The organism is Ralstonia pickettii, assembly GCF_000607165.1.
In the GTDB taxonomy this organism is placed as follows: Bacteria; Pseudomonadota; Gammaproteobacteria; order Burkholderiales; family Burkholderiaceae; genus Ralstonia; species Ralstonia holmesii.
In genome coordinates, this window is record NZ_JFZG01000006.1 from 913,628 (window position 1) to 937,606 (window position 23,979).

A 23,979-nucleotide genomic window follows, 5' to 3' on the forward strand; every position below is an offset into this window, starting at 1 on the left:
TTACAAACACGCCGCTGCCGGATCGGGCGAGACAGGCTCGGGGCCCTAGAATGTGCTCCGCCCTACGATGAAACTGCCCGCCTCACCGACGATAACCATGCAGTGCCGCTCCTCCCACCCTGCCCTGCCATGCAGCGACTGACCAGCTTTGCGCGGGGCGCAGCCGGCGTGGGTGCGGTCGTGGCGTATCAGATCGGTGCGCATTACGCAGCGGCAACACCGGGCGCGCATGGCATGGGCTTGGCGATGGCTCTGGTGCCGCCGTTGGCCGTCGCGCTGGCCGCGGCCACACGTTCCACGCATCGTGCATGGCTGCTGCCGCTGTGGCTGCTCGTCTGCGGAGTGCTGTGGATGGCGCGCGCACCGCTGGCCGCGCATTTTGACTGGGGCCTGTACCTCGAACATGCAAGCTTCAACCTGATGATGGCCTACGTGTTCGGCCGCACGCTGGTAGCGGGGCGAGAGCCGCTGTGCACGCGCTTTGCCCACATGGTGCACGGCACGCTCACGCCGCGCATTGCGCGTTATTCGCGGCAGGTCACGCTGGCATGGACGCTGTTTTTCCTGGCAACCGCCATCGTATCCACCCTGCTGTTTGCCACGGCATCGACCGTAACGTGGTCGACGTTTGCGAACTACCTGTCGCTCCCGCTGGTGGGCGTGATGTTCGTGGCGGAATACCTCTGCCGGCGCGTCGTGCTGCGCGGCGAGCCGCACTCCAGCCTGTTCGATGCGGTACGCGCATATCGACAATCGGAACAATCAGGGCACTCCATACCCGTCGCCACAGAGCGCTCCCGCTGAACCCACACGCTCTCACGATTTGCTTCATGCCGACTTACCCGCTGGTCTCCCATCCAACACTCGACCACACGCTGGCCTGGCGTGACGGCGCGCCCGTCTCCGTACGTGCGTTCCTGGCCGATGTGATGGCGCTGGCCACGATGCTGCCGCCGGGCGATCACGTGTTCAACGCCTGTTCAGACCGTTACCGCTTTGCCGTCGCGCTGTGTGCGACGCTGGTGGCCGGCAAAGTCAGCCTGCTGCCGCCCATGCAGACGCCGCAGATGGTGCGTCAGCTTTCGGTGTTTGCGCCCGATGTGTTCTGCCTGCACGATGCGGCCGCCTGCCCCGTCGACCTGCCGGGCTTCCGTTATCCCGATGCGTTGACAGCCGACACAACGCTCATCGACGTGCCGCAGATCGACGCGTCGCAAGTCATGGCGGTGTTGTTCACGTCTGGATCAACCGGCACGCCGGTGCCGCATCGCAAAACGTGGGGCGCACTGGTGCGCTGCATGCGCACGGCAGTCGCGCACCTTGGCCTGGACGGCGGGCGCGCCTTCACGCTGGTCGGCACCGTACCACCGCAGCACATGTACGGCTTTGAGGTGACGGTACTGCTCGCGCTGCAGGGCGGTCTGGCCTTCAGCAACCAGCTGCCGTTCTATCCGGCGGACATTCGCGAAGCGTTGCTGGCCGTGCCGCAGCCGCGCGTGCTGGTGACCTCGCCGGTGCATCTGCGGGCGCTGCTGGCATCGGAACCCGCGTTGCCAAGCGCATCGCTCGTTCTGTCGGCCACTGCGCCGCTGTCGCAAACACTGGCGCAGGCGGCCGAGACGCGCCTGTCCGCTCCGCTCCTGGAAATCTACGGCAGCACCGAAACCGGCCAGGTCGCGACGCGCCGTACCGCACAGGAAACCGCGTGGCATCTGTACCCCGATGTCCGCATGGAATCGCGCTCCGGCACGCCGGAAGACGACGGCCCAACGGTGTGGGTCCAGGGCGGGCACGTCGAAACCGCGGTGCCGATGGGCGATGCGATTGAGCTGATAGACGAGGCACATTTTCTGCTGCACGGCCGCAAGGCCGATCTGATCAACATTGCCGGCAAGCGGTCTTCGCTGGCGTATCTGAATCATCAGCTCAACGCGATTGCGGGTGTGGAAGACGGCGTGTTCTACATGCCGGACGATGCGCCCGCCGCCCCGCATACGCACGGCAGCACCGCAGTCACGCGCCTGGTGGCACTCGTTGTGGCGCCGAGCCTTAGCACGGCGGACGTACTGCGCGCCCTGCATGAGCGCATCGATGCAGCGTTCCTGCCACGCCCGCTGCTGCTGGTAGACGCGCTGCCGCGCAACGAAACCGGCAAACTGGCGCGCGATGTGCTGGCCGCGCTGGTCGCACAACATTCGCACCGTAACGCACACAAGCCCGACATGCGCTTCACCATTCCCGCTGATCACCCGGCGCTGCCGGGGCACTTTCCCGGCCACCCGATCGTGCCGGGTGTGGTGCTGCTTGACCACGCGCTCCACACGATCGGTGCGGCGCTGGGCCGCTCGCTTGATGCTTGCAAGATCAGCTCGGCCAAGTTTCTCAGCCCTGCGGCACCCGGGGAGTTGCTCGACCTCGCGTTCGAGACGACGGCGAGCAACGCCGTCCGCTTCTCGATCCGCGCGGGCGAACGCGACGTGGCCAGCGGCGTGCTGTCCGCTTCAGCGCCGGAGGGCGTTGCTGCATGAAGCGCACCGACTGGGCCGAGCGTCCGGAGCGCAGCAACCTCGCGCTGCTGCGCGTGATGACGTGGCTCTCGCTGCGGCTTGGGCGGCCGTTCGGCCGGGTTCTGCTGTGGCTGATTGCGGTGTACTTCGTGGCGGCCTCTCCGGCGGCGCGGCGTGCTTCGCGTGACTATCTGCGCCGCGCGCTCGGCCGGCCAGCCACGCTGCGCGACGTGTTCCGCCACATGTTCACCTTCGGCACGACCATCCATGACCGCATTTATCTGATCAGCGGGCGCTTCGATCTGTTCGACGTCGAGTTGCAGGGCCAGCAGCACATACACGACGTGCTGGCGCAGGGGCGCGGTGCATTCCTGCTGGGCGCGCACCTGGGCAGCTTCGAGGTGGTGCGCGCGCTCGGCCGTACGGTGCCCAACCTGCGCGTGGCCGTCGCCATGTATGAAGAGAACGCCCGCAACATCAACGCCGCGGTTGCCGCCATCAACCCGGCGGCGGCGCCGGAGGTCATTCCGCTGGGGCGCGTAGACGCAATGCTGCACGTGCGCGAGGCGCTGGACGACAACCGGCTCGTCGGCATGCTGGCCGATCGCACGCTGTTGCGCGATGCGGGGCCATCAATCCAGCGCAGGGATTTTCTCGGCAGCCCGGCAGCGTTTCCGCTCGGGCCGCTGCACATGGCCGCCATGCTGAAGCGCCCCGTGCTCTTCATGACGGGGCTGCACTTGGGCGGCAATCGCTACGCCGTGCATTTCGATCCGTTGGCGGACTTCACCGATGTGCGCCGCGAAGATCGCGCCGCCGCCGTGCAAGCCGCGCTCGGCCGCTATGTGGAACGCGTCGAACATTACTGCCGCACCGCCCCGTACAACTGGTTCAATTACTTCGACTTCTGGCAGGATGCCGACGCGGCCGGCGCGCAGAATCACACCCCGGCCGAGCGCCAGACCACCCAAACGCCATGACTGCAACGCGCCCCTTCCTACGCGCCCTTCTGGCCCTGCTCGCAGCCAGCATGTTGGCCGCGACCGCCCACGCCGCGGATACCGTCTGGACGCTCGACCGCCTGATGTCCACGCTTGCACGCAACAAGTCGGGGCGCGCGACATTCACGGAAACGAAGACGCTGTCGATTGCAGCCCAGCCCATCGAATCGTCCGGCGAGTTGGTGTTCGTGGCGCCCGATCATCTGGAAAAGCACACGCTGGCTCCCAAGCCAGAGCACCTCGTGATTGACGGCGACAAGCTGACCGTGGAGCGCAACCAGCGCAAGTTCACGATGCCGCTGTCGCAATACCCGGAGCTGGGCGCCTTCATCGAAAGCATCCGCGCCACGCTGGCCGGCAACCGCTACGCGCTCGAAGCGATTTACAAGGTCGCCATCGCTGGCCACGGCGATGACTGGACGCTCACCCTTTCGCCCATCGACACGCGCATGCAGCAGGTGGTCCACACCATCACGCTGGAGGGCACGCGCGATGTCCTGCGCAGCGTCGCCATCCGCCAGGCCGATGGCGATCATTCGCTGATGCGCCTTCAACGCGTGCCGGGCAACTAAGGACGCCGCGCACATGAAACGCTTGCACGCCCTGCGACGGCCCGCTGTGCTGGTCTGGTTGATCGGCCTGCTGCTGTGCGCGATCGTGATCGGGCGCACAAGCTTTACAGCGGACCTGTCGGCGTTTCTTCCGCGCTCGCCGAGTGCCGAGCAACGCGTGCTGGTCGACCAGTTGCGCGAGGGGCTGGTGTCACGGCTCATCCTCGTCGGGATCGAGGGGAGTGACGCAGCCACCCGCGCCACGCTGTCGAAGCAGCTCGCCGCCACGCTGCGCGCCGACCCGCAGTTCAGCGCCGTCAACAACGGCGAGCCCGTGAGCGAAGCGCGCGACCGGCAGTTCGTCTTCGACCACCGCTACGTGCTCAGCCCCGCTATCACGCCGCAGCGCTTTTCCGCAGAAGGTCTGCACGCGGCGCTAGGCGAGAGCCTGGACCTGCTCAGTTCGTCAGCCGGGCTGTTTGCCAAGAACATGCTGCCGCGCGACCCGACCGGCGAGGTGGCGGCACTTGTCAGCCAGTTCGACAACACCGCGCTGCCGTCGTCCATGCATGGCGTGTGGGTGTCGCGTGATGGCCAGCGTGCCGTGCTGGTCGTGCAGACAACGGCCGCCGGCTCTGACACCGACGCTCAGGCGCGTGCCATCGACACCGTGCACCGCGCGTTCGATGCGGTTGCACGCACGGTGCCGAACGCCGCATCGGCGCGCATCCTGCTGACCGGCCCGGGCGTGTTCTCCGTCGAGTCGCGCGACACCATCAAGCACGACGTCGAGCGGCTTTCCACAGTCAGCCTCGTGCTCGTGGTGGCGCTGCTGCTGACGGTGTACCGCTCGCCGCGCACGGTGGCGCTGGGGTTGCTGCCGGTGCTGTCCGGCGTGGCGGCCGGCGTGGCAGCGGTCAGCCTCACGTTTGGGGCCGTGCACGGGCTCACGCTCGGGTTCGGCACCACGCTCATCGGCGAGGCGGTCGACTATTCGATCTACCTCTTCGTGCAATCTGCCCGCCTGCGTGGCGCCACCCCCAACGACAGCCTGCGAGCATGGATCAACACGTACTGGCCGACCATCCGCCTGGGTGTGCTGACCTCGGTATGCGGCTTTGCGTCGATGCTGTTCTCGGGCTTTCCGGGGCTCGTGCAGTTGGGACTGTATTCGATTGTGGGGTTGGTGACAGCGGCACTTGTCACGCGCTACGTGTTGCCGCATCTGCGTGGTGCAGACGTGGCGACGCGGGACGTATCGCGCGTGGGGACGTGGCTCGCACAGGCCACACATGCTGCACCGCGTCTGCGCTGGGTGTTGGCGGTGGTGCTCGTCGGTGCATGTGCGGCGCTGGTGCTGCATCGCGATGGCCTGTGGAGCCGCGAACTCGCTGCGCTGAGCCCCGTACCCGCGAAGAGCCAAGCACTCGACGCCAGCCTGCGTGCAGACGTGGGGGCGCCCGACGTGCGCTATCTGGTGGTGGTTCCGGCCGCAACCGAACAGGCCGCGCTTGAAGGCGCCGAGAAGGTCGCCGCGCAACTGCAACCGCTGGTGGACAACGGCGTGCTCGCTGGCTTCGAGAACCCCGCGCGCTATCTGCCGAGCGATGCCACGCAGCGCGCTCGCCTGGCAAGCCTGCCCGCCGCTGATGCACTGGCTGCACGCATGCGCGGCGCCGTTGAAGATCAGCCGATCCGCGTGAAGCCTGATCTCTTCGCCCCGTTCATCGCCGATGTGGATGCAGCACGCGCGCAGCCCCTCTTGCGGCGCGCAGACCTGAAAGGCACATCGATGGCATTGGCGGTGGAGGCACTGCTGACGGAACACGCCGGCCAATGGAGCGCCATGCTGCCATTGCGCGCACCGTCAGGCGCGCCGGCCACCGCCACAAATGCATCCAATCCGTCCAGCCTGGATGCCGCCCCGATTCGCGCCGCCGTCGAGCATGCGAGCGTACCCGGCGCGCTCTTCGTCGACATGAAGGCCGAGGCTGATCGGCTGTATGTGAACTACGTGCGGGAAGACCTTCGCCTGTCGCTGGCCGGTTTTGGGGCGATCGCGTTGCTGCTGCTCGTGGCGCTGCGCTCTCCGCAGCGGACCCTCCGCGCGTTGGCGCCCCTGGTGGCGGCGGTGCTGGTGGTGACGGCCGGCTTTGCGCTGGCACGCGTGCCGCTGACCATCCTGCATCTGGTGGGCATGCTGCTGATCGTGGCGGTGGGATCGAACTACGCGCTGTTCTTCAATCAACGCACGCAGGCCATTGCGCCGCAGACGCTGGTGTCACTGCTGGTGGCGAATTTGGCGACGGTGGCCGGCTTCGGCCTGCTGGCATTCTCGCGGGTGCCGATGTTGGAAACATTCGGGCTGACCGTCGGGCCGGGCGCCATGCTTGCGCTGGTGTTTGCCGCCATTCTCGCGCCACGCGCCAATCACGATCAGCACCCAGCCGCATGAACTCATCGATCACCACACCGCCTGGCAACGCCCGCCGCTGGAAGCCGACACCGCTGATCAGCGGCGCGCTCGCGCTGCATGCCGGCGCGGCGGTTGCCGTTGCGACCGCCCCATCGACATGGCCATGGGCGGGCGGCAGCGTCATCGCCTCGCATCTGGTGCTGATGGCGGGTGGACTGTGGCCGCGCAGCGCGTGGCTCGGCCCGAACTGGACGCATCTGCCCGCCACCGCCGGCCGGCAGATCGCGTTGACCATCGACGACGGCCCTGACCCCGATGTCACACCGCGCGTGCTGGATGTGCTTGACCTGTACGGTGTCAAGGCCACCTTCTTCTGCATCGGCGAATTGGCGCAGCGGCACCCGCGCTGCGTCGAGGCCATCGTCGCGCGCGGGCACGCGGTGGAAAACCACAGCCAGCGCCATCGGCATACGTTCTCGCTGCAGGCGCCGGGCGCGTTGCGGCGCGAGATTGCTGCCGCGCAGGACACGCTCGCGCAGATCACCGGCATGCGCCCGCTGTTCTTTCGAGCGCCGGCCGGACTGCGCAATCCGTTTCTCGAACCGGTGCTGTGTCAGCTTGGCCTGCAGTTGGCGAGCTGGACGCGCCGCGGCTTCGATACCCGCTCGCGCAATGCCGACGCTATCGCCCAGCGCCTGCTGCACGGTCTGGCGCCACAAGACATCCTGCTGCTCCACGATGGCCATGCGGCGCGCGATGCGCACGGCACGCCCATCATATTGGCCGTATTGCCGAAGGTGCTCGAAGCCGCCGCCCGCGCGCAATTGCCGTGCACGACCTTGCGCGCAGCCCTCGCGCCGGCGTCCCCGGAGGCCACGCGCCCGCAACGGGTCATTTGATAAAATTTGTCAACGATTGGCGCCCCGTCTGCCGAGTCACCCCACCCAACAATTGCCGCGACACCATCCCCAGTGAAGCCCGTCCTGCTCACGCATTTCACCGCCACAAGCTGCCTCGGACGTGGCCTAGACGCCACGCTCGACGCGTTGCGCGGGCAACGGGGCGGGCTCACGCCGTGTAACTTCCCACGCGCCGAACTCGACACGTGGATCGGCGAAGTGCTTGGTACTGATGTCACGCCCGTGCGTGCAGACCTAGCCGATTTCGACTGCCGCAACAACCGGCTCGCCCAGATCGGCCTCACGCAGGACGGCTTTGCCGAAGCTGTCGAAACCGCCAAGGCGCGCCATGGCGCTGGACGCGTCGGCGTGTTCATTGGCACCAGCACGTCGGGCATTCTCGAAACCGAACGTGCCTACCAGCAGCGCGACCCGCAAACGGGGGCGCTGCCGGCAAACTTTCACTACGCACAGACGCACAACATCTATTCGCCCGCCGCGTTTGTGCGGGCGTACTTTGGGTTGGGCGGACCGGCCATGGTGATCTCGTCGGCGTGTTCGTCGGGGGCCAAGGTGTTTGCCTCGGCGCGGCGCATGCTGGCGGCGGGCCTGATCGATGCGGCGGTCGTGGGCGGCGTCGATTCGCTGTGCCTGACCGCGCTGTACGGGTTCAACTCGCTGGAGCTGCTGTCGCGGCAACCGTGCCGGCCGTATGATGCCGCGCGCGACGGCATCTCCATCGGCGAGGCCGCAGCCTTTGCGCTGCTGGAGCGTGCCCCCGAGGCGAAGGGCGCGCTGGACGACGATGCAATCCTGCTGCTCGGCATTGGCGAATCGAGCGATGCGCATCACATGTCCTCGCCGCATCCGGAAGGGCTGGGCGCACGCGCTGCCATGGCGCAAGCGCTGGCCACAAGCGGGCTGGCAGCAACAGACATCGATTACATCAATCTGCACGGCACCGGCACGCCCAGCAATGACGCCGCGGAGGCACGCGCCATCCATGCGATGTTCGACGGCACGGCGTGCAGCTCGACCAAGGGTGCGACCGGCCACACACTGGGCGCGGCGGGTGCATTGGAAGCGGTGATCACAGCGCTGGCGCTGCGCCATCAATTGCTGCCTGCCGGCATCAACACCACGCAGCCGGACCCGACCTTGGCCGTCAACTACCTGACGTCGAGCCACCACGCCCCTGTTCGCACCGCGCTCAGCAACGCCTTCGGATTTGGCGGCACGAATTGCAGCCTGGTCTTCGGCCGCGCAGACCACGTGAGGCTTTCGTCATGACCCGACTGCGCGCCTTCATCGACAGCATCGGCGTGTTGGGCCCCGGTCTGCGGGATTGGCCGCACGCCGCTGACGTGCTCGCCGGGCGCACGCCGTACGCGCACGCACCGACCGAGTTGCCGCCGCCGGCCGGCCTGCCATCGGTCGAGCGCCGCCGCACGGGGCCCGTAGTCAAGCTGGCGCTGGCAGTCGGTCACGAGGCCGTCGCAGCCAGTGGACGCGATGCCGCGACGCTGGCCACCGTCTTCAGTTCGTCCGGCGGCGATGGCCAAAACTGCCACGCCATCTGCGAAACCCTGGCGAGCGACGATCGCAAGCTCTCGCCCACGCGCTTCCACAACTCCGTGCACAACGCCCCCGCGGGCTACTGGAGCATCGCCACGCACGCGATGGCGCCGTCCAATGTGCTGTGCGCGTACGACGGTAGCTTTGCCGCCGGCCTGCTGGACAGCCTCTGTCAGGTTGTGATTGACGCCACACCCACCCTGCTGATCGCGTATGACGGCGAGTACCCGGAACCGTTGAACGCGGTGCGGCCCGTGCCCGATACGTTTGCGGTGGCGATGGTCCTTGCACCCGAAGCCGGCCCGCGCACGCTCGCGCGTATTGACGTCGCGCTGACCGACACGGCGTCCACGGCGCTGACACAACCCGGGCTCGAAACGCTGTGGCGCGGCAACGCCGCAGCCCGCGCGCTGCCGCTGCTGGAAGCGTTGGCGGCACGGCGCGCAGCCAACGTCGTGCTCGACTATCTGCCCGAGACCCGCCTGCAGGTCAGCATCACCTTCGGCACGCCATGACGTCAAGCGTGCAGCCATCTCCGCCACTCGACCGCAACTGGATCGCGGCGCGCATTCCGCACAGCGGCGCGATGTGCCTGCTGGACGCGGTCGTCGCATGGGACGACGCACACATCCATTGCAGCGCCACGAGCCATCGTGACACTGCCAACCCGTTGCGCTCGCACGGCCAGTTGGCTGCTGTCTGCGGCATCGAGTACGCCGCTCAGGCGATGGCCGTGCATGGCGCCCTGTGCGATGCTGCGCAAGCCCGGCCGCGCGCCGGTTTTCTCGCCAGCGTGCGCAGCGTTGAAGCGCACGTCCCGCGCCTCGACACCATCGACTCGCCGCTCGACATCGAAGCCGAACGCATTGGCGGCGACGGCAACAACGTGCTGTACCGATTCACCGTGCGCAGTGGCGCACGCATCCTGTTGACCGGCCGCGCCGCTGTGGTGCTCGACGCGTCCGTTGCATGAACCTGTTTGTGAGGATTCCCACCGTGAAAGGTCGTCTACTTTTGATCCCTGCGCTGCTGCTGGCGCTGCTCAGCCCCCTGGCCCATGCCGACTTGTCCGAGACCAAGGAGAACATCAAGCAGGACACGAAGGAAGCGGCGCGCAAGACCGGCCATGCGGCGAAGGAAGCCGGGCATGCGACGGCCAACGCAGCACGAGCGGTTGGCCATGGCGTTAAGAATGCGGCGCATGCAACCAAATGCGGCGTGAAACACGTCTTCAAGAAGCCGTGTGAAAGTGACTAGAACGGCCGCATGTCTGCGCGCTGAAGGCAGCAAAAAACCCGGCATCCTTGGCGGACTGCCGGGTTTTTGTTGTCTGGTGAGACGGACTTAGAACGGTCAGAACGGAATATCGTCGTCCATATCCTCAAAGCCATTCGACGGGGCTGGCTGACGACGTGCGCCACCGCCCTGGCCACCGCCACCTTCGCCGCCGCGCGAGTAGCCGCCGCCTTGGCCTTGGCCTTGGCTTTGACCTTGGCTGCGGCCACCGCCGTAGCCACCGCCACCGCCGCCTTCACCGCCGCGCGAGTAGCCAGCACCACCGCCACCGCTGCCGGCGCCCTCACCACCGCGGCCGCCGAGCATCTGCATTTGTTCTGCGACGATTTCGGTGCTGTATTGCTTCTGGCCGTCCTTTTCCCATTGGCGGGTCTTGAGGCGACCTTCGATGTAGACCGACGAGCCTTTCTTCAGGTATTCGCCGGCGATTTCAGCCAGGCGGCCGAAGAAGGCGATGCGGTGCCACTCGGTGGCTTCCTTCATTTCGCCGCTGGCCTTGTCCTTGTAGCGGTCGGTGGTTGCCACGCGAATGTTGGTGACAGCGTCGCCGCTGGGCATGTAACGCGTTTCAGGATCGGCGCCGAGATTGCCGACGATGATGACTTTGTTGACGGACGCCATGATGAGTTTCCGAAGATAAAAAATGAAGTGATGCCGCCGTGTTGCCCGGATTAGTGTCGGCGCAGCGCCGGCATTTGCATGGGGCTCGCAATTATAAGCCAGGCAAAAACCAGCGCAGCGCAGCTTAGGAATACCGCATGCTGCCCCGCGTGCAGCAGAATCCAACCGCCGCCAGCCCCGCCCGTGAACAGGCCCAGCGCCTGCGTCGTGTTGTACACGCCCATGGCCGCACCCTTGCGCACGCCCGGCGCGTACTTCGATACCAGCGACGGCTGCGACGCCTCCAGCACATTGAAACCGAGGAAGTAGACCAGCAGCGCAATCGCCAGCGCGGCGAGCGTCGGATTGACCTCGCCCAGCGCCAGTTGCGCCACCATCACCAGCGCCACAGCCGACAGCAGCACGATCTTCATCTTGCCGCGCTTCTCGGCGGCAATGATGGCCGGCACCATCAGCACGAACGACACGCCCATCACCGGCAGGTAGATCTTCCAGTGCGAATCGACAGGCAGGCCGGCGGCTTCCAGCATGTGCGGCAGCACGACGAACAACGCCGTCTGCGTGGCATGCAGGGCGAACACGCCAAAGTTCAGGCGCAGCAGTTCGGGGTTGCGCAGGACTTCGCGGAACGGCGCCTTCACATGCTCGGGCGGACGCGGCGGGTTGGGCACAACCCACAGCACCACGCCGATGGCGACGATGGCCAGCACACCAATCGCCGTGAACATGCCTGGCATGCCGACCCAGCGGAAGATGACCGGAGCACTCACGATGGCCACGGCAAACGACAGGCCGATGCTGCCGCCGATCATGGCCATGGCCTTGGTGCGATGCTCCTCGCGCGTGAGGTCGGCCACGAAGGCGATCACCGCCGACGAGATCGCCCCCGCGCCCTGGATAGCCCGCCCCACGGCGATGCCCGCGACGCTGTGCGAAAACGCCGCCACTAGGCTTCCCACCGCAAAGATCACCAAGCCCGTGACGATGACGGGCTTGCGTCCGAAGCGATCCGATAGCCAGCCGTAGGGGATATACAGCAACGCCTGCGTGAGGCCATACACGCCGATGGCGAAGGCGACGAGTTGGGTATTGTTGCCGTCGGGCAGCGTTTTCGCGAACACCGCGAAGACCGGCATGATCATGAACAAACCCAACATGCGCAGCGCAAAGATGCCGGCCAGCGAGGCGGCCGCGCGCAGCTCAAGACCGTTCATACGGCCGGAAGCGGAAGTCATGGATGGGGAGGCGGAGGACATGGTGCGGAAACCGCCGCGAAAACCAGAAAGAAAAAGCGGCGACAAGGACACTTGAACGGTTTCACGGATTGCCCCATCTGGGAGCAGATACCAGCAAAACCGAAGTTCGGTATATTAGCAGGCTTACCCTTTTCCACCCTCCCGCCGATTGCCGCAGGCGGTCCGCACTCCGACGCCGCATTCAGCAGCACTCAGCCGCACATGGACGAAATCAAGATTCGTGGGGCCCGTACCCACAACCTGAAGAACATCAACCTCGATCTGCCGCGTAACCAGTTGATCGTGATCACCGGGCTTTCGGGGTCGGGCAAGTCGTCGCTCGCGTTCGACACGCTGTATGCGGAGGGGCAGCGTCGCTATGTGGAATCGCTGTCGGCGTATGCCCGGCAATTCCTGCAACTGATGGAAAAACCCGACGTTGACCTGATCGAAGGTCTGTCACCGGCCATTTCCATCGAGCAGAAGGCCACTAGCCACAACCCACGCTCCACAGTCGGCACCGTTACCGAGATTCACGACTACCTGCGTCTGCTGTATGCGCGCGCCGGCACGCCCTACTGTCCAGACCACGGTCAGCCGCTGGAAGCGCAAAACGTGTCGCAGATGGTGGATGCCGTGCTGGCGCTGCCGGCCGACACCAAGCTGATGATCCTGGCGCCCGTGGTGGCCAACCGCAAGGGCGAGCACGTCGACCTGTTTGAAGCGATGCAGGCGCAGGGTTTCGTGCGCTTTCGCATCCGCTCGGGCGGCGGTACCGCGCACGAGGCTGAAGCCAAGGTCTACGAAGTCGACAACCTGCCCAAGCTCAAGAAGAACGACAAGCACTCGATCGAGGTCGTGGTCGACCGCGTGAAAGTGAACCCGGAACTCAAGCAGCGCTTGGCCGAGTCGTTCGAAACCGCGCTGCGCCTGGCCGACGGCCGCGCCATCGCGCTGGAAATGGACACGGGCAAGGAACATGGCTTCAGCTCCAAGTTCGCCTGCCCGATCTGCTCGTACTCGCTGCAGGAGCTGGAGCCGCGGCTGTTCTCGTTCAACAACCCGATGGGCGCTTGCCCACACTGCGACGGCCTGGGCCAGATCACGTTCTTCGATCCGAAGCGCGTGGTGGCCTTTCCGAATCTGTCGCTGGCGTCTGGCGCGATCAAAGGTTGGGACCGCCGCAACCAGTTCTACTTCCAGATGCTGCAGAGCCTGGCGGCGTTCTACGACGTCGACATCGACGTCGCGTTTGAAGACCTGCCGCCCGAGACCCAGCAGATCGTGCTGCACGGCTCGGGCAAGCAACAGATTCCGTTCACGTACATCAACGAGCGCGGCAAGACCACGGTGCGCGAGCACGCGTTCGAGGGGATCATCCCCAACCTGGAGCGGCGCTACAAAGAGACCGACTCCATCGCCGTGCGCGAGGAATTGGCCAAGTACCAGAACAACCAGCCGTGCCCGGAGTGCCACGGCACCCGCCTGCGCCGCGAAGCGCGCTTCGTCAAGATTGGCGAGGCCGACCAGGCACGCGGCATTTACGAGATCAACGGCTGGCCGCTGCGCGATGCGCTCACGTATTTCCTGACGCTGAACATGCACGGCGCCAAGCGCGAGATTGCCGACAAGATCGTCCAGGAGATCACCGCGCGGCTGAACTTCCTGAACAACGTCGGGCTCGATTACCTGTCGCTGGAGCGCAGTGCCGATACGCTTTCGGGCGGCGAAGCGCAGCGCATCCGGCTGGCGTCGCAGATCGGCTCGGGGCTGACCGGCGTGATGTACGTGCTGGACGAGCCATCCATCGGCCTGCACCAGCGCGACAACGATCGGCTGATCGGCACGCTCAAGCACCTGCGCGATCTCGGCAACTCGGTGCTGGTGGTAGAGCACGATGAAGACATGATCCGCGCGTCGGACTACGTGGTCGACATCGGCCCCGGTGCCGGGGTGCACGGTGGGCAGATCATCGCGGAGGGCACGCCCCAGCAAGTCGAGCAATCGCCGGCGTCGCTGACGGGCGACTACTTGTCGGGCAAGCGCCGCATCGAGGTGCCCAAGCAGCGCACGGCGCCCGATGAAGAGCGCTGGCTGCGCATCATCAACGCCAGCGGCAACAACTTGAAGAATGTGTCGGCGGACATTCCGGTGGGGCTGCTGACGTGCATCACGGGCGTGTCGGGTTCGGGCAAGTCGACGCTGATCAACGACACGCTTTACCACGCGGTGGCACGCCATCTGTACGGCTCGACGCCGGAGCCCGCAGCGCACGATCGCATCGATGGGCTGGAGCATTTCGACAAGGTCATCAACGTCGACCAGTCGCCGATTGGCCGCACGCCGCGCTCGAACCCGGCCACCTACACGGGCCTGTTCACGCCGATCCGCGAGCTGTTTGCCGGCGTGCCGTCGGCCAAGGAGCGCGGGTATGACCCTGGCCGCTTCTCGTTCAACGTCAAGGGCGGCCGCTGCGAGGCATGCCAGGGCGACGGCGTGCTGAAGGTCGAGATGCACTTCCTGCCTGACGTGTACGTGCCGTGCGACGTGTGCCACGGCAAGCGCTACAACCGCGAAACACTGGAAGTGCTTTACAAGGGCAAGAACATCACCGAAGTGCTGGAGATGACGGTGGAGCAGGCGCACGAGTTCTTTGCGCCGGTGCCGGTGGTGCGCCGCAAGTTGCAAACGCTGCTGGATGTGGGCCTGGGCTACATCCGCCTGGGTCAATCGGCGACCACGCTGTCGGGCGGCGAGGCGCAGCGTGTGAAGCTGTCGCTGGAGCTATCGAAGCGCGACACAGGCCGCACGCTCTACATCCTGGATGAGCCGACCACTGGCCTGCACTTCCACGATATCGAGCTGCTACTCAAAGTCATCTACAAGCTGCGCGATCACGGCAATACGATCGTGATCATTGAGCACAACCTCGACGTGATCAAAACGGCGGACTGGCTGCTCGATCTCGGGCCCGAAGGCGGTGCGGGCGGTGGGCAGATCATCGCCAAGGGCACCCCCGAAGATGTGGCGAAGAGCAAGGCGAGCTTTACCGGCAAATACCTCGCGCCGCTGCTCAAGCGAAAGTAAGCGCGGTCATCCGGCAACAAAAAAGCGCAGCTTCGGCTGCGCTTTTTTTCGACAATGCCGGGCGTCAGTGGCCGGCTGGTGCCGTCTCGGTCACCACCTCATCCGCGTCTTTCATACGGCTGCGGTTCAACGCCCCTGCTTCGTCCAGCACGGAATACGCGGCGGCGCAGAACAACGAATTCAACCGTTTGAAATCGCTGATGATGTCCAGATGCAATGAGCTGGTCTCGATACTCTCGGCCGTCTGGGCGGACACCCGTGTGAGGTGACTGCGCGAGTAGCGCTTTTCCAGATCGCGGAAGTGGGCCTTTTCCAGCATCAGCTTCTGCGCGCTGCGCAGGTCGCCCGTCAGGAACACCGACAGCGACAGCTTCAGGTTCGTGACGAGGCGTGCGTGCATGTCTTCCAACTCTTCCATGCCGGCCTCGGAAAAGGCCAGCTTGTGTGCGATCTTCTTCTCGCGTACGTCCTGGAGCAGGCGGTCGAGAATATCGCCAGCGTGCTCCAGGTTGATGGTGAGCGAGATGATGTCTGCCCAGCGCTTGCCCTCGCGTGCGTCCAGCGCTTCGTGGCTCAGCTGCGTGAGATAAAGCTTGATGGCGGTGTAGAGCGCATCCACCTCGTCATCGATGGCGCGGGTGGTTTGCAGCAGGCGCACGTCGTTGGTCTTGAGCACGCGCAGGGTGTTGTCGAGCATGTGCTCAACGCGATCTCCGATGCGCAGCACTTCGCGCGCCGCGTTGCCCAGCGCCAACGTTGGCGTGGCCAGTGCGGAAGGATCGAGATAGCGCGGCGCAACGAGATCGTCGATATGCGCGCCGCCCGGCAGGATGCGCGCGCACAGCCGCGCCATCGTATCGGTAAAGCCGATCAGCAGCACCGCCAGCGCCACGTTGAACACCACGTGAAACGCCACGACCACGTGCTGCGGCGCGACGCCCGCGTGCGGCGCCCACTCCGCCAGCTTGTCCAGAAAGGGCAGCGCCAGCGCGGCGCCAAGCATGCGCGAAAGCAGGTTCCCGAGCGTTGCGCGGCGTGCGGCCTGGCTTGATGACGGCGTGGTCGCCAACGCCGCCACGGCACTCCCGATATTTGCGCCCAGCACAATCGCAAATGCCACCTTGACCGACACCGCCGCCGACGTCGCCAGCGTCGCGCAGAACAGCACCACCGCCAGGCTCGAATAGCACAGCAGCGTGAGCACTGCGCCAATCAGCATGTTCAGGCCGGTGTCTGACGAGAAGGAACTCAGCAGCACGCGCAGCGCATTGGCTTCCACCATGGGGCTCGACGCGACCGAGATCAGCTCCAGCGCCATCATGATCAGCCCCAGGCCGATCAGCACCCGCCCGAAGTGCCCCACTGCATTGCCCTTGCGCGACAGATGCAGGATCACGCCAAAGAAGATCAGCAGCGGCGACAGCCACGACAAGTCCAGCGCAAATACCTGCGCCATGATGGCCGTGCCCACGTTGGCACCCAGCAGAATCGCCAGCGCCGACGACACGCCCATCAGTCCTTGAGCAACAAACGCCCCGACGATGGTGGCCGTCGCGTTACTGCTCTGCACCAGGCACGTCACGCCAATGCCGGCCAGCAGTGCAGAGAATCGGTTCGATACGCTGCGCGACAACAGGCGGCGCAAGTCCGCGCCGTAGAGGCGCAACATGCCGACCTTGACGGTCTGCGTGCCCCATACCAACAGGGCGACGCCGGAAAGCAGCTTGAGCAGGGTGATCATTGTTGCCGTGCAGTCTTGCTTATTTGGTCAGGGCGACCCGCAGGCCCAGCCCGATGAAAATGCAGCCGCTCACCCGGTCGAGCCACAGAGAGGCGCGCGGCGTGCGGCGCATCCAACCGCCCAGCGCGGCCGCGCACCAGCCGTAGATGCCGAACACAACGATGGTCTGCGCCATGAACACGCCGCCCAGCAGCAACATCTGCAGCGCCGCATGGCCGGCCTGCGCATCCACAAACTGCGGCAGGAACACCACGAAGAACAACGTCACCTTCGGGTTGAGCAGATTGGCAAAGACGCTCTGGCGATACACCTGCCACAAGTCTGGCACCGCCTGCGGTCCAGCATGATTCGGGCCGATGCCGCCCTTGCTGCGCAGTGCCCGAATGCCTAGCCAGATCAGGTACGCCGCGCCCAGCCAGCGGATCGCCTGGAACGCCACCGGGGACGATTGCAGCACGGCTGCCAGCCCGAGCGCCGCCAGTGTCGTGTGAAACAGGCAGCCTGACGCGAACCCCGCTGCCGCCGACAGACCCGCCTGACGGCCCTGGCTTGCGCCGCGTGCAATGACCTGCAGGTTGTCCGGCCCCGGCATCACCGTAATGGCAATCGAAGTCAGCAGGAATAGCAATACGTGGGGCATCGACGTCTCCCAGGGTGCGGCGGAAATGGAAAGGATCATGCTACTGCGCGCGGCAGTAGAACGTCATACTTTTGTCACATGAGCGTATGCGACTCGCGCATCACGCAAAGGCAGTGGGGGCGGCTCAGTGCCCATCAAAGCGGCAGACCGTGAAGAGCGGCAGCCCGCCATCGATCAGCAATTGCGAGCCGCCCAATTCGGGCAGGTCAACAATCGCCGCGCCCTCCACCACTGTCGCGCCCAGCCGTTCAAGCAGACGCTTGCCGGCCATCATGGTGCCGCCGGTGGCGATCAGGTCGTCGATCAACAGGACGCGATCGCCGGGCTTGCAGGCATCGGCGTGGATTTCCACCGTCGCGCTGCCGTATTCGAGCATGTACTCCTCGGCCACCGTGTTGAACGGCAGCTTGCCTTTCTTGCGGATCGGCACAAATCCGAGGTTCAGCTCATACGCCACGATTGAGCCGAGGATGAATCCGCGCGCATCGATGCCCGCCACCAGATTCAGCCCCTGCCCCATGTAGCGATGGACGAACACGTCCACCAGCACGCGCAGGCTCTTCGGGTCCTGCAGCAGCGGCGTGATATCGCGAAACATGACCCCGGCCTGCGGCCAATCCGGCACCGTGCGGATGCGGTCGCGCAGGTAACGCGATACATCGCCCAATTCGGTGGAAGCGGGAATGGACGACGGCGTCAGCAGCGCCGCCTGGTGAGGAGGAACTTGGTTCATGGCAAAAACAGGAAAGCAGGAACGTGGTCTGCGGTAATGGGCTACCACCCGGGCCGAATGGCGCCGAACCACAATGGGCAAACCCCAACCATACAGGAGACGCGGCGATGGCAAAGAAAATTCTGATGCTGGTCGGCGACTACGTGGAGGACTACGAAGTCATGGTCCCCTTCCAGGCGCTGCAGATGGTCGGCCACACGGTGCACGCCGTCTGTCCGGACAAGCGCGCTGGCGATTCCGTCGCGACCGCCGTTCACGATTTCGAAGGCGCGCAGACGTACTCCGAAAAACCCGGCCATCGCTTCACCGTCAACGCCACCTTCGCCGACATCGACCCGGCAGCGTATGACGCACTTGTCGTGCCCGGCGGCCGCGCGCCCGAATACCTGCGACTGAACGCCGGCGTGCTTGATGTCGTGCGGCACTTCGCCCATGCGGACAAACCCATCGCGGCCATCTGCCACGGTGCACAGCTGCTATCGGCGGCGGGTGTGCTGGAAGGCAAGGCGTGCTCGGCATATCCGGCATGTGGCCCCGAAGTCACGGCGGCGGGCGGCACCTTCAAGGACATCCCCGTCGACCAGGCCCACACCGACGGCAAGCTGGTCACGGCGCCCGCCTGGCCGGCACATCCGGCGTGGTTGGCACAGTTTCTTGAAGTCCTGGGCACGCGGGTTCTACACTGATTCGGTTGCCCGCACGCCGGGCGCCCCAGGAGCCCCCGGCCATGTGCGAAATCTTCATCCGCGCCAATCCCCATTCCTACGACAGCCTCGCGCGTTCGCTACGCCTGCACGGCGTGGCGACCAGCGTGCGGCTGGAGTGCCTGTTCTGGGAGGTGCTCGAAGAGATTGGCCAGCGCGATGGCCTGACGGTCAACCAGCTCATCAGCAAGCTTTACGACGAGTTGTTCGAGCGTCGCGGCGAGGTGGCGAACTTCGCGTCGTTCCTACGCGTCTGCTGCCTGCGCTATCTCATGCTGAAGCAGGAGGGGCGCATTCCGGCCGATACGCGGGTGTCGATCAGCTCGCTCGATGCCGCGGCGGTGCTGGATGGCCTGCCGGCCAACATGGCCGATGCCCCACCGCCGCGCCGCTCGCGCGGGCCGCTACTGGAAACGTTCATCAAGTAAGCGCTGGCATCAACGCGGCGAGAGCCGCTCCTCGGCCATCTGCAGCCCCTCGGGTGTGCCGCGCAGCACAACGATATCGCCCAGCTCCAGCACCGTATCTGGATCGGGATCGAGCGCGCGAATGCCCTGGCGCCGAATCGCCGTGACCGACGTCTTGAACGTTTCCAGCCCCATCGTGCCGAGCTTATGGCCGATGGCAGGCGAGCCTTTGACCAACGGCACCGAGTGCAGGCGCACGGCGTCGCGCTCGAGCATGTCCTCCTCGTCATCCTGACCATGGAAGTAGCCGCGCAGCAGGCTGTAGCGTGCATCGCGCATCTCCTGCGCACGGCGCACCACGCGGCGCAGCGGCACGCCCAGCAGCACCAGCGCGTGTGAGGCCAGCATCAGGCTCCCTTCGATGATCTCGGGGACGACCTCGGTGGCGCCGGCTTGCTGCAGGCGATCCAGGTCGGCATCGTCGATGGTGCGCACGATCACGGGCAGGGTCGGCTCCAGCGCCTGCACGTGGTGCAGCACCTTCAATGCTGAAGCCGTATCGGCATAGGTAATGGCGACCGCCGCTGCGCGGTGGATACCGGCGGCCACCAGCGACTCGCGCCGCGCCGCGTCGCCATAGACGACGTGCTCGCCCGCGGCCGCAGCCTCGCGCACGCGGTCGGGGTCCAGATCGAGCGCGACATAGCCGATGCCTTCCTGCTCCACCATATGCGCCAGATTCTGGCCGCTGCGCCCGTAGCCGCAGATGATGACGTGGCGCTCGGTGGCAATGCTCTGCGCGGCAATCTTGGTCATGGCCAGCGATTGCATCAGCCAGTCCGTGCGCGACAGCCGCATGGCAATCACGTCGCTGTACTGGATCAGGAACGGCGCCAGCAGCATCGACAAAAGCATCGCCGCCAGGATCGCCTGGCCGAGCAGCGGGTCGATCAGTCTCATGCCGTCAATCTGGTTCAGCAGCACGAAGCCGAACTCACCGGCCTGCGCCAGCCCCAGGGCCGTACGGATCGCCGCACCGCCACCTGAACCGAAGGCCCGCGCCAGCAGCGCAATCAACACAAACTTGAACAGCACCGGCGCCATCACCAGCCCCAGCACCAGCGCCCAGTGCTCGAAGACCACGCGCGGGTCCAGCAGCATACCGACCGTCACGAAGAACAGCCCCAGCAGCACGTCGCGGAACGGCTTGATGTCTTCTTCCACCTGCAGCTTGTACGGCGTTTCCGACACCAGCATGCCGGCCAGGAATGCGCCCAGCGCCATCGAGAGGCCCAGCCGCTCCGTCAGCGCCGCCATGCCCAGCGTGACCAGCAGCAGGTTCAGCATGAACAGCTCCTGCGAGCGCCGCGCCGCCACGAGGTGGAACCAGCGCGACAGCAGCTTCTGCCCCAGAAACAGGATCAGCACCAGCGCGACGGTGATCTTGAGCGCGGCAATGGACAGCGCTAGCACGAGGTCCGTTGGGTTCTTGCCCAATGACGGCACCACGATCAGCAACAGCACGACCGCCAGATCCTGGAACAGCAACACGCTGATGATGTTGCGGCCGTGCTCGGTCTCGAGCTGCAGACGCTCGGCCAGCATTTTTGAGACGATGGCCGTGGAAGACATGGCCAACGCGCCGCCCAGTGCCAGGCCTGCCTGCCAAGACAGCGGGTACCAGTGGGACAGCACCATCGAAACGGGAATCGTGAGCAGGATGGTCAGTCCCACCTGCGACGCCCCGAGCCCCAGCACCAGCCGCCGCATCGAACGCAGCTTGGAGAGGTTGAACTCCAGCCCGATCGAGAACATCAGGAAGACCACCCCGAATTCCGCCAGGTAGCGCGTCTGCGCCGTATCGGATTCCAGCCCTGTCGCCTTCGGCCCGATGAGGACGCCCACCACGAGGTATGCCAGCATCGGCGGCAATTGCAGCATCCGGAACAGCACCACGCCGATCACGGCGGCGGCCAGCAACACGAGGGTGAGTTCCAGCGGCGAATGCATGCGACGCGAAAAAACCAATCGAAAGGGGTTGGACAGGAGGGCCGGATGCCGCGCATCAAGACGGTGCGTGCGCAAGCGAGCACGCAGGCGCTGCAAGACCGATGCCAGGATATAAACGAAGAACGCGATACGCGAGACGCCGCAGAGCAAAAAATGACGGCGTGGCGACGGGAAGAAAGTGATTTGGAAGCCGAATGCCGCGGCGCAGCAAAACGGAGCGCCCGCACGCTCCGCCCACTCCCCGCAAGTCAAGTCCCAACGCGCCGCCAGCGGCCGAGGACTGTGTCAATCGTTGTTATACTTCGCCGCCATGATAGCGAATTTCAATCCGGACCGAGCGCTTGCGCTAGCGCAGCAAACCTTCGACATCGAAGCGCGAGCCGTACTCGGTCTCAAAACCCAGGTGTCCGCCGACTTTGCGCGCGCGGTCGAAATGGTGCTCGGCTGCACCGGCCGTGTCGTCGTGTCCGGCATGGGCAAATCGGGCCACGTGGCGCGCAAGATTGCCGCCACGCTGGCCTCGACCGGCACGCCGGCCTTCTTCGTGCACCCGGCCGAAGCCAGCCATGGCGATCTCGGCATGGTCACCCGCGACGACGTTTTCATCGGCTTTTCCAATTCCGGCGAAGTGTCGGAGCTGAACGTCATCCTGCCGCTGGTCAAGCGGATGGGCGCCAAGCTGATCGCCGTCACGGGCAACCCGGAGTCCTCGCTCGGCAAGCACGCCGACGTGGTGCTCAACTCGCATGTCGATGTCGAAGCCTGCCCGCTGAACCTTGCTCCCACCGCCAGCACCACCGCGCAGATCGCGCTGGGCGATGCGCTGGCCGTGGCCGTGCTCGACGCACGCGGCTTCGGTGCAGAAGACTTCGCACGCTCGCATCCGGGCGGATCGCTCGGCCGCAAGCTGCTAACGCACGTGCGTGACGTCATGCGCGCCGGCGACGCCATCCCCCGCGTGGACCAAGACACGTCGCTGTCGCAGGCGCTGATGGAAATCACCCGCAAGGGCATGGCGATGACCGCCGTGGTCGATGCCCAAGGCCGCGCCGTGGGCGTGTTCACCGACGGCGACCTGCGCCGCCTGCTCGAAACCCCGCGCGACTGGCGCACCGTGCCCATCCACGAGGTCATGCACAGCAACCCGCGCTCGGTCGGCCCCGACCAGCTCGCCGTTGAAGCCGTCGAAGTCATGGAAACGCACCGCATCAACCAGTTGCTGGTGGTCGATGCCGCCGGCCTGCTGGTCGGCGCGCTGCACATCCACGACCTGACGCGGGCCAAGGTCATCTGACCCGCCCACGCCACTGATGATCACTCCGGCCCCATTTCCCACCGACAGCGTCCACAGCAACATCGACGCACGCTTTCCGCAGGCAATGGAACGCGCCGCGCGTGTGCGTCTGATGGTGTTCGATGTGGATGGCGTGCTGACCGACGGCCGCCTGCTTGTCGGCCCTGAGGGTGAAATCAGCAAGGCGTTCGACACGCTCGACGGCCACGGCATCAAGCTGCTGGCACAGGCCGGCGTCACCACGGCCATCATCTCCGGACGGCAATCCGAAATCGTAGCCTGGCGCGCCGGGGAACTCGGCATCGAACATCTGTACCAAGGCGTAGCCGACAAGCGCGAGGCATTTGCCCGCCTGCTGGCTGCCACGCAACTTCAGGCCACCGACGCCGGCTACATGGGCGACGACTGGCCCGACCTGCCGGTAATGACGATGGTGGGCTTTACCGCCTGCCCCGCCCAGGCCCATGCCGAACTGCGCAGCCGCGCCCACTACGTCGCCCAGGCTACGGGAGGACGTGGCGCCGTGCGGGAAGTGGCCGACCTGATCCTCAAGGCTCAAGGCGCCTATGACGCCCTGCTTGCGCAACTGCTGCAGGCCCCGCAATCCTTCTGACTCCATGGCCAGCGAACGCTCCCAACGCCTCGTCTCCACCGTGCTGCAGGTCATGCTGCGCGGGCTGCCGATCCTGCTGATGGCGATCGTCTGCGGCGTCACGTTCCTGCTCGTGCAGGTCAATACGCCACAAACCGACGAAGCCGCCACCCAGCCCAAGCGCCACATCGCTGACTACACCATGGACGGCATCTCGGCCACTGCCCTGGACGAGACCGGCACGACCAAATACCGCTTCACCGGCGTCCACATGAATCACTATGAGGACGACCTGACCTACGACGTCACGTATCCCGCACTGCGCGTTTATGCGCCCGATCGCCCGCAGGTCACCGCCCGTGCAGACCTTGGCAAGATGAACGGCGACGGCACCATCGTTGATCTGTACAACAACGCCAAGGTCATCCGCGCGCAGGGCCCCGACGCCCGCCAGGACCCGCTGATGACGGCCGATTCGACGTACTTCCAGGTGCTGCTCAACGACGACATCGTGCGTACCGACAAGCCGGTCGAGCTGCACCGGGGGCCGTCGATCATGAACGCCAACGGCCTCACCTTCAACAACGTGACGCGCCAAGTACAATTGCTTGGCAACGTGCGCGGCCGAATCGAAGGGCTGGGGGCGCCGAAGCAGTAAACTCTGCCCCCG

22 protein-coding genes are annotated in these 23,979 nt (G+C 65.6%); 16 read left to right on the forward strand and 6 right to left on the reverse strand.

From position 1 onward, the window contains the following. Positions 1–129 precede the first annotated feature (129 nt). The 10 genes from BG83_RS0110550 (at position 130) to BG83_RS0110595 (ending at position 10,206) form a co-directional block, all read left to right on the forward strand. On the forward strand, positions 130–804 hold the full coding sequence (locus BG83_RS0110550; protein ID WP_024976690.1) for a membrane protein: 675 nt from the start codon (positions 130–132) through the stop codon (positions 802–804). A 26-nt stretch (positions 805–830) separates the two neighbouring features. Beyond that, the gene (locus BG83_RS0110555) at positions 831–2,528 is read left to right on the forward strand and encodes an AMP-binding protein (RefSeq protein ID WP_024976691.1); all 1,698 of its coding nucleotides are present in this window, start codon (positions 831–833) and stop codon (positions 2,526–2,528) included. After that, complete coding sequence (locus BG83_RS0110560) at positions 2,525–3,487, forward strand: acyl-CoA synthetase (RefSeq protein ID WP_024976692.1); 963 nt, start codon at positions 2,525–2,527, stop codon at positions 3,485–3,487. Before BG83_RS0110555 ends, BG83_RS0110560 begins: the two co-directional genes overlap by 4 nt. Continuing rightward, entirely contained in the window at positions 3,484–4,080 is a 597-nt protein-coding gene (locus tag BG83_RS0110565; protein WP_024976693.1) for an outer membrane lipoprotein carrier protein LolA, read from the forward strand. The genes BG83_RS0110560 and BG83_RS0110565 overlap by 4 nt, the downstream gene beginning before the upstream one ends. A 13-nt stretch (positions 4,081–4,093) precedes the next feature. Continuing rightward, positions 4,094–6,514 carry an MMPL family transporter gene (locus BG83_RS0110570; RefSeq protein ID WP_024976694.1) on the forward strand — a complete coding sequence of 807 codons (2,421 nt, stop codon included), beginning with the start codon at positions 4,094–4,096 and terminating at the stop codon, positions 6,512–6,514. Next, a complete protein-coding gene (locus BG83_RS0110575) occupies positions 6,511–7,374 on the forward strand; it encodes a polysaccharide deacetylase family protein (protein WP_024976695.1) in 864 nt (287 codons plus the stop codon). The genes BG83_RS0110570 and BG83_RS0110575 overlap by 4 nt, the downstream gene beginning before the upstream one ends. Before the next feature lie 72 nt (positions 7,375–7,446). After that, entirely contained in the window at positions 7,447–8,664 is a 1,218-nt protein-coding gene (locus BG83_RS0110580; protein WP_024976696.1) for a beta-ketoacyl-[acyl-carrier-protein] synthase family protein, read from the forward strand. Further along, complete coding sequence (locus BG83_RS0110585; RefSeq protein WP_024976697.1) at positions 8,661–9,464, forward strand: beta-ketoacyl synthase chain length factor; 804 nt, start codon at positions 8,661–8,663, stop codon at positions 9,462–9,464. Before BG83_RS0110580 ends, BG83_RS0110585 begins: the two co-directional genes overlap by 4 nt. Continuing rightward, complete coding sequence (locus BG83_RS0110590; RefSeq protein ID WP_024976698.1) at positions 9,461–9,922, forward strand: hotdog family protein; 462 nt, start codon at positions 9,461–9,463, stop codon at positions 9,920–9,922. The genes BG83_RS0110585 and BG83_RS0110590 overlap by 4 nt, the downstream gene beginning before the upstream one ends. Positions 9,923–9,945: 23 nt before the next feature. Next, positions 9,946–10,206: a hypothetical protein gene (locus tag BG83_RS0110595; RefSeq protein ID WP_024976699.1), complete on the forward strand. Its 261-nt coding sequence runs from the start codon at positions 9,946–9,948 to the stop codon at positions 10,204–10,206. A gap of 96 nt (positions 10,207–10,302) precedes the next feature. Here the strand turns inward: BG83_RS0110595 and BG83_RS0110600 are convergent, their stop codons facing one another. Both BG83_RS0110600 and BG83_RS0110605 read right to left on the reverse strand, forming a co-directional pair. Further along, positions 10,303–10,866 (reverse strand): single-stranded DNA-binding protein, encoded by a 564-nt coding sequence (locus BG83_RS0110600; RefSeq protein WP_024976700.1) that lies wholly within the window; start codon positions 10,864–10,866, stop codon positions 10,303–10,305. A gap of 50 nt (positions 10,867–10,916) precedes the next feature. Next, positions 10,917–12,080: an MFS transporter gene (locus BG83_RS0110605; RefSeq protein WP_024976701.1), complete on the reverse strand. Its 1,164-nt coding sequence runs from the start codon at positions 12,078–12,080 to the stop codon at positions 10,917–10,919. 243 nt (positions 12,081–12,323) lie between these two features. On the opposite strand from BG83_RS0110605, the gene uvrA reads away from it, so the two are divergent. Then, positions 12,324–15,188 carry an excinuclease ABC subunit UvrA gene (gene uvrA / locus BG83_RS0110610; RefSeq protein WP_024976702.1) on the forward strand — a complete coding sequence of 955 codons (2,865 nt, stop codon included), beginning with the start codon at positions 12,324–12,326 and terminating at the stop codon, positions 15,186–15,188. 64 nt (positions 15,189–15,252) lie between these two features. Here the strand turns inward: uvrA and BG83_RS0110615 are convergent, their stop codons facing one another. The 3 genes from BG83_RS0110615 to BG83_RS0110625 form a co-directional block, all read right to left on the reverse strand. Then, positions 15,253–16,929 (reverse strand): Na/Pi cotransporter family protein, encoded by a 1,677-nt coding sequence (locus tag BG83_RS0110615; protein WP_024976703.1) that lies wholly within the window; start codon positions 16,927–16,929, stop codon positions 15,253–15,255. 19 nt (positions 16,930–16,948) lie between these two features. Next, positions 16,949–17,569, reverse strand: coding sequence for a LysE family translocator (locus tag BG83_RS0110620; RefSeq protein WP_024976704.1), 621 nt, complete (start codon positions 17,567–17,569; stop codon positions 16,949–16,951). A gap of 124 nt (positions 17,570–17,693) precedes the next feature. Further along, positions 17,694–18,302, reverse strand: coding sequence for an adenine phosphoribosyltransferase (locus BG83_RS0110625; RefSeq protein ID WP_045202521.1), 609 nt, complete (start codon positions 18,300–18,302; stop codon positions 17,694–17,696). Positions 18,303–18,409: 107 nt separating this feature from the next. Here BG83_RS0110625 and BG83_RS0110630 point away from each other — a divergent pair, with 107 nt between their 5' ends. Both BG83_RS0110630 and BG83_RS0110635 read left to right on the forward strand, forming a co-directional pair. Next, entirely contained in the window at positions 18,410–18,988 is a 579-nt protein-coding gene (locus BG83_RS0110630) for a DJ-1/PfpI family protein (RefSeq protein ID WP_024976706.1), read from the forward strand. Between the two features lie 41 nt (positions 18,989–19,029). After that, positions 19,030–19,434 carry a ribbon-helix-helix domain-containing protein gene (locus BG83_RS0110635; protein ID WP_024976707.1) on the forward strand — a complete coding sequence of 135 codons (405 nt, stop codon included), beginning with the start codon at positions 19,030–19,032 and terminating at the stop codon, positions 19,432–19,434. Between the two features lie 9 nt (positions 19,435–19,443). Here BG83_RS0110635 and BG83_RS0110640 read toward each other — a convergent pair whose 3' ends face one another. After that, positions 19,444–21,423, reverse strand: coding sequence for a monovalent cation:proton antiporter family protein (locus BG83_RS0110640; protein WP_024976708.1), 1,980 nt, complete (start codon positions 21,421–21,423; stop codon positions 19,444–19,446). Positions 21,424–21,733: 310 nt separating this feature from the next. On the opposite strand from BG83_RS0110640, the gene BG83_RS0110645 reads away from it, so the two are divergent. From BG83_RS0110645 to lptC, 3 genes are read left to right on the forward strand one after another with little or no spacing between them, the layout of a single operon-like run. Next, positions 21,734–22,717 (forward strand): KpsF/GutQ family sugar-phosphate isomerase, encoded by a 984-nt coding sequence (locus BG83_RS0110645; RefSeq protein WP_024976709.1) that lies wholly within the window; start codon positions 21,734–21,736, stop codon positions 22,715–22,717. 16 nt (positions 22,718–22,733) lie between these two features. Next, a complete protein-coding gene (locus BG83_RS0110650; RefSeq protein WP_024976710.1) occupies positions 22,734–23,330 on the forward strand; it encodes a KdsC family phosphatase in 597 nt (198 codons plus the stop codon). Between the two features lie 4 nt (positions 23,331–23,334). Beyond that, entirely contained in the window at positions 23,335–23,967 is a 633-nt protein-coding gene (gene lptC / locus BG83_RS0110655; protein WP_024976711.1) for an LPS export ABC transporter periplasmic protein LptC, read from the forward strand. Positions 23,968–23,979 lie beyond the last annotated feature (12 nt).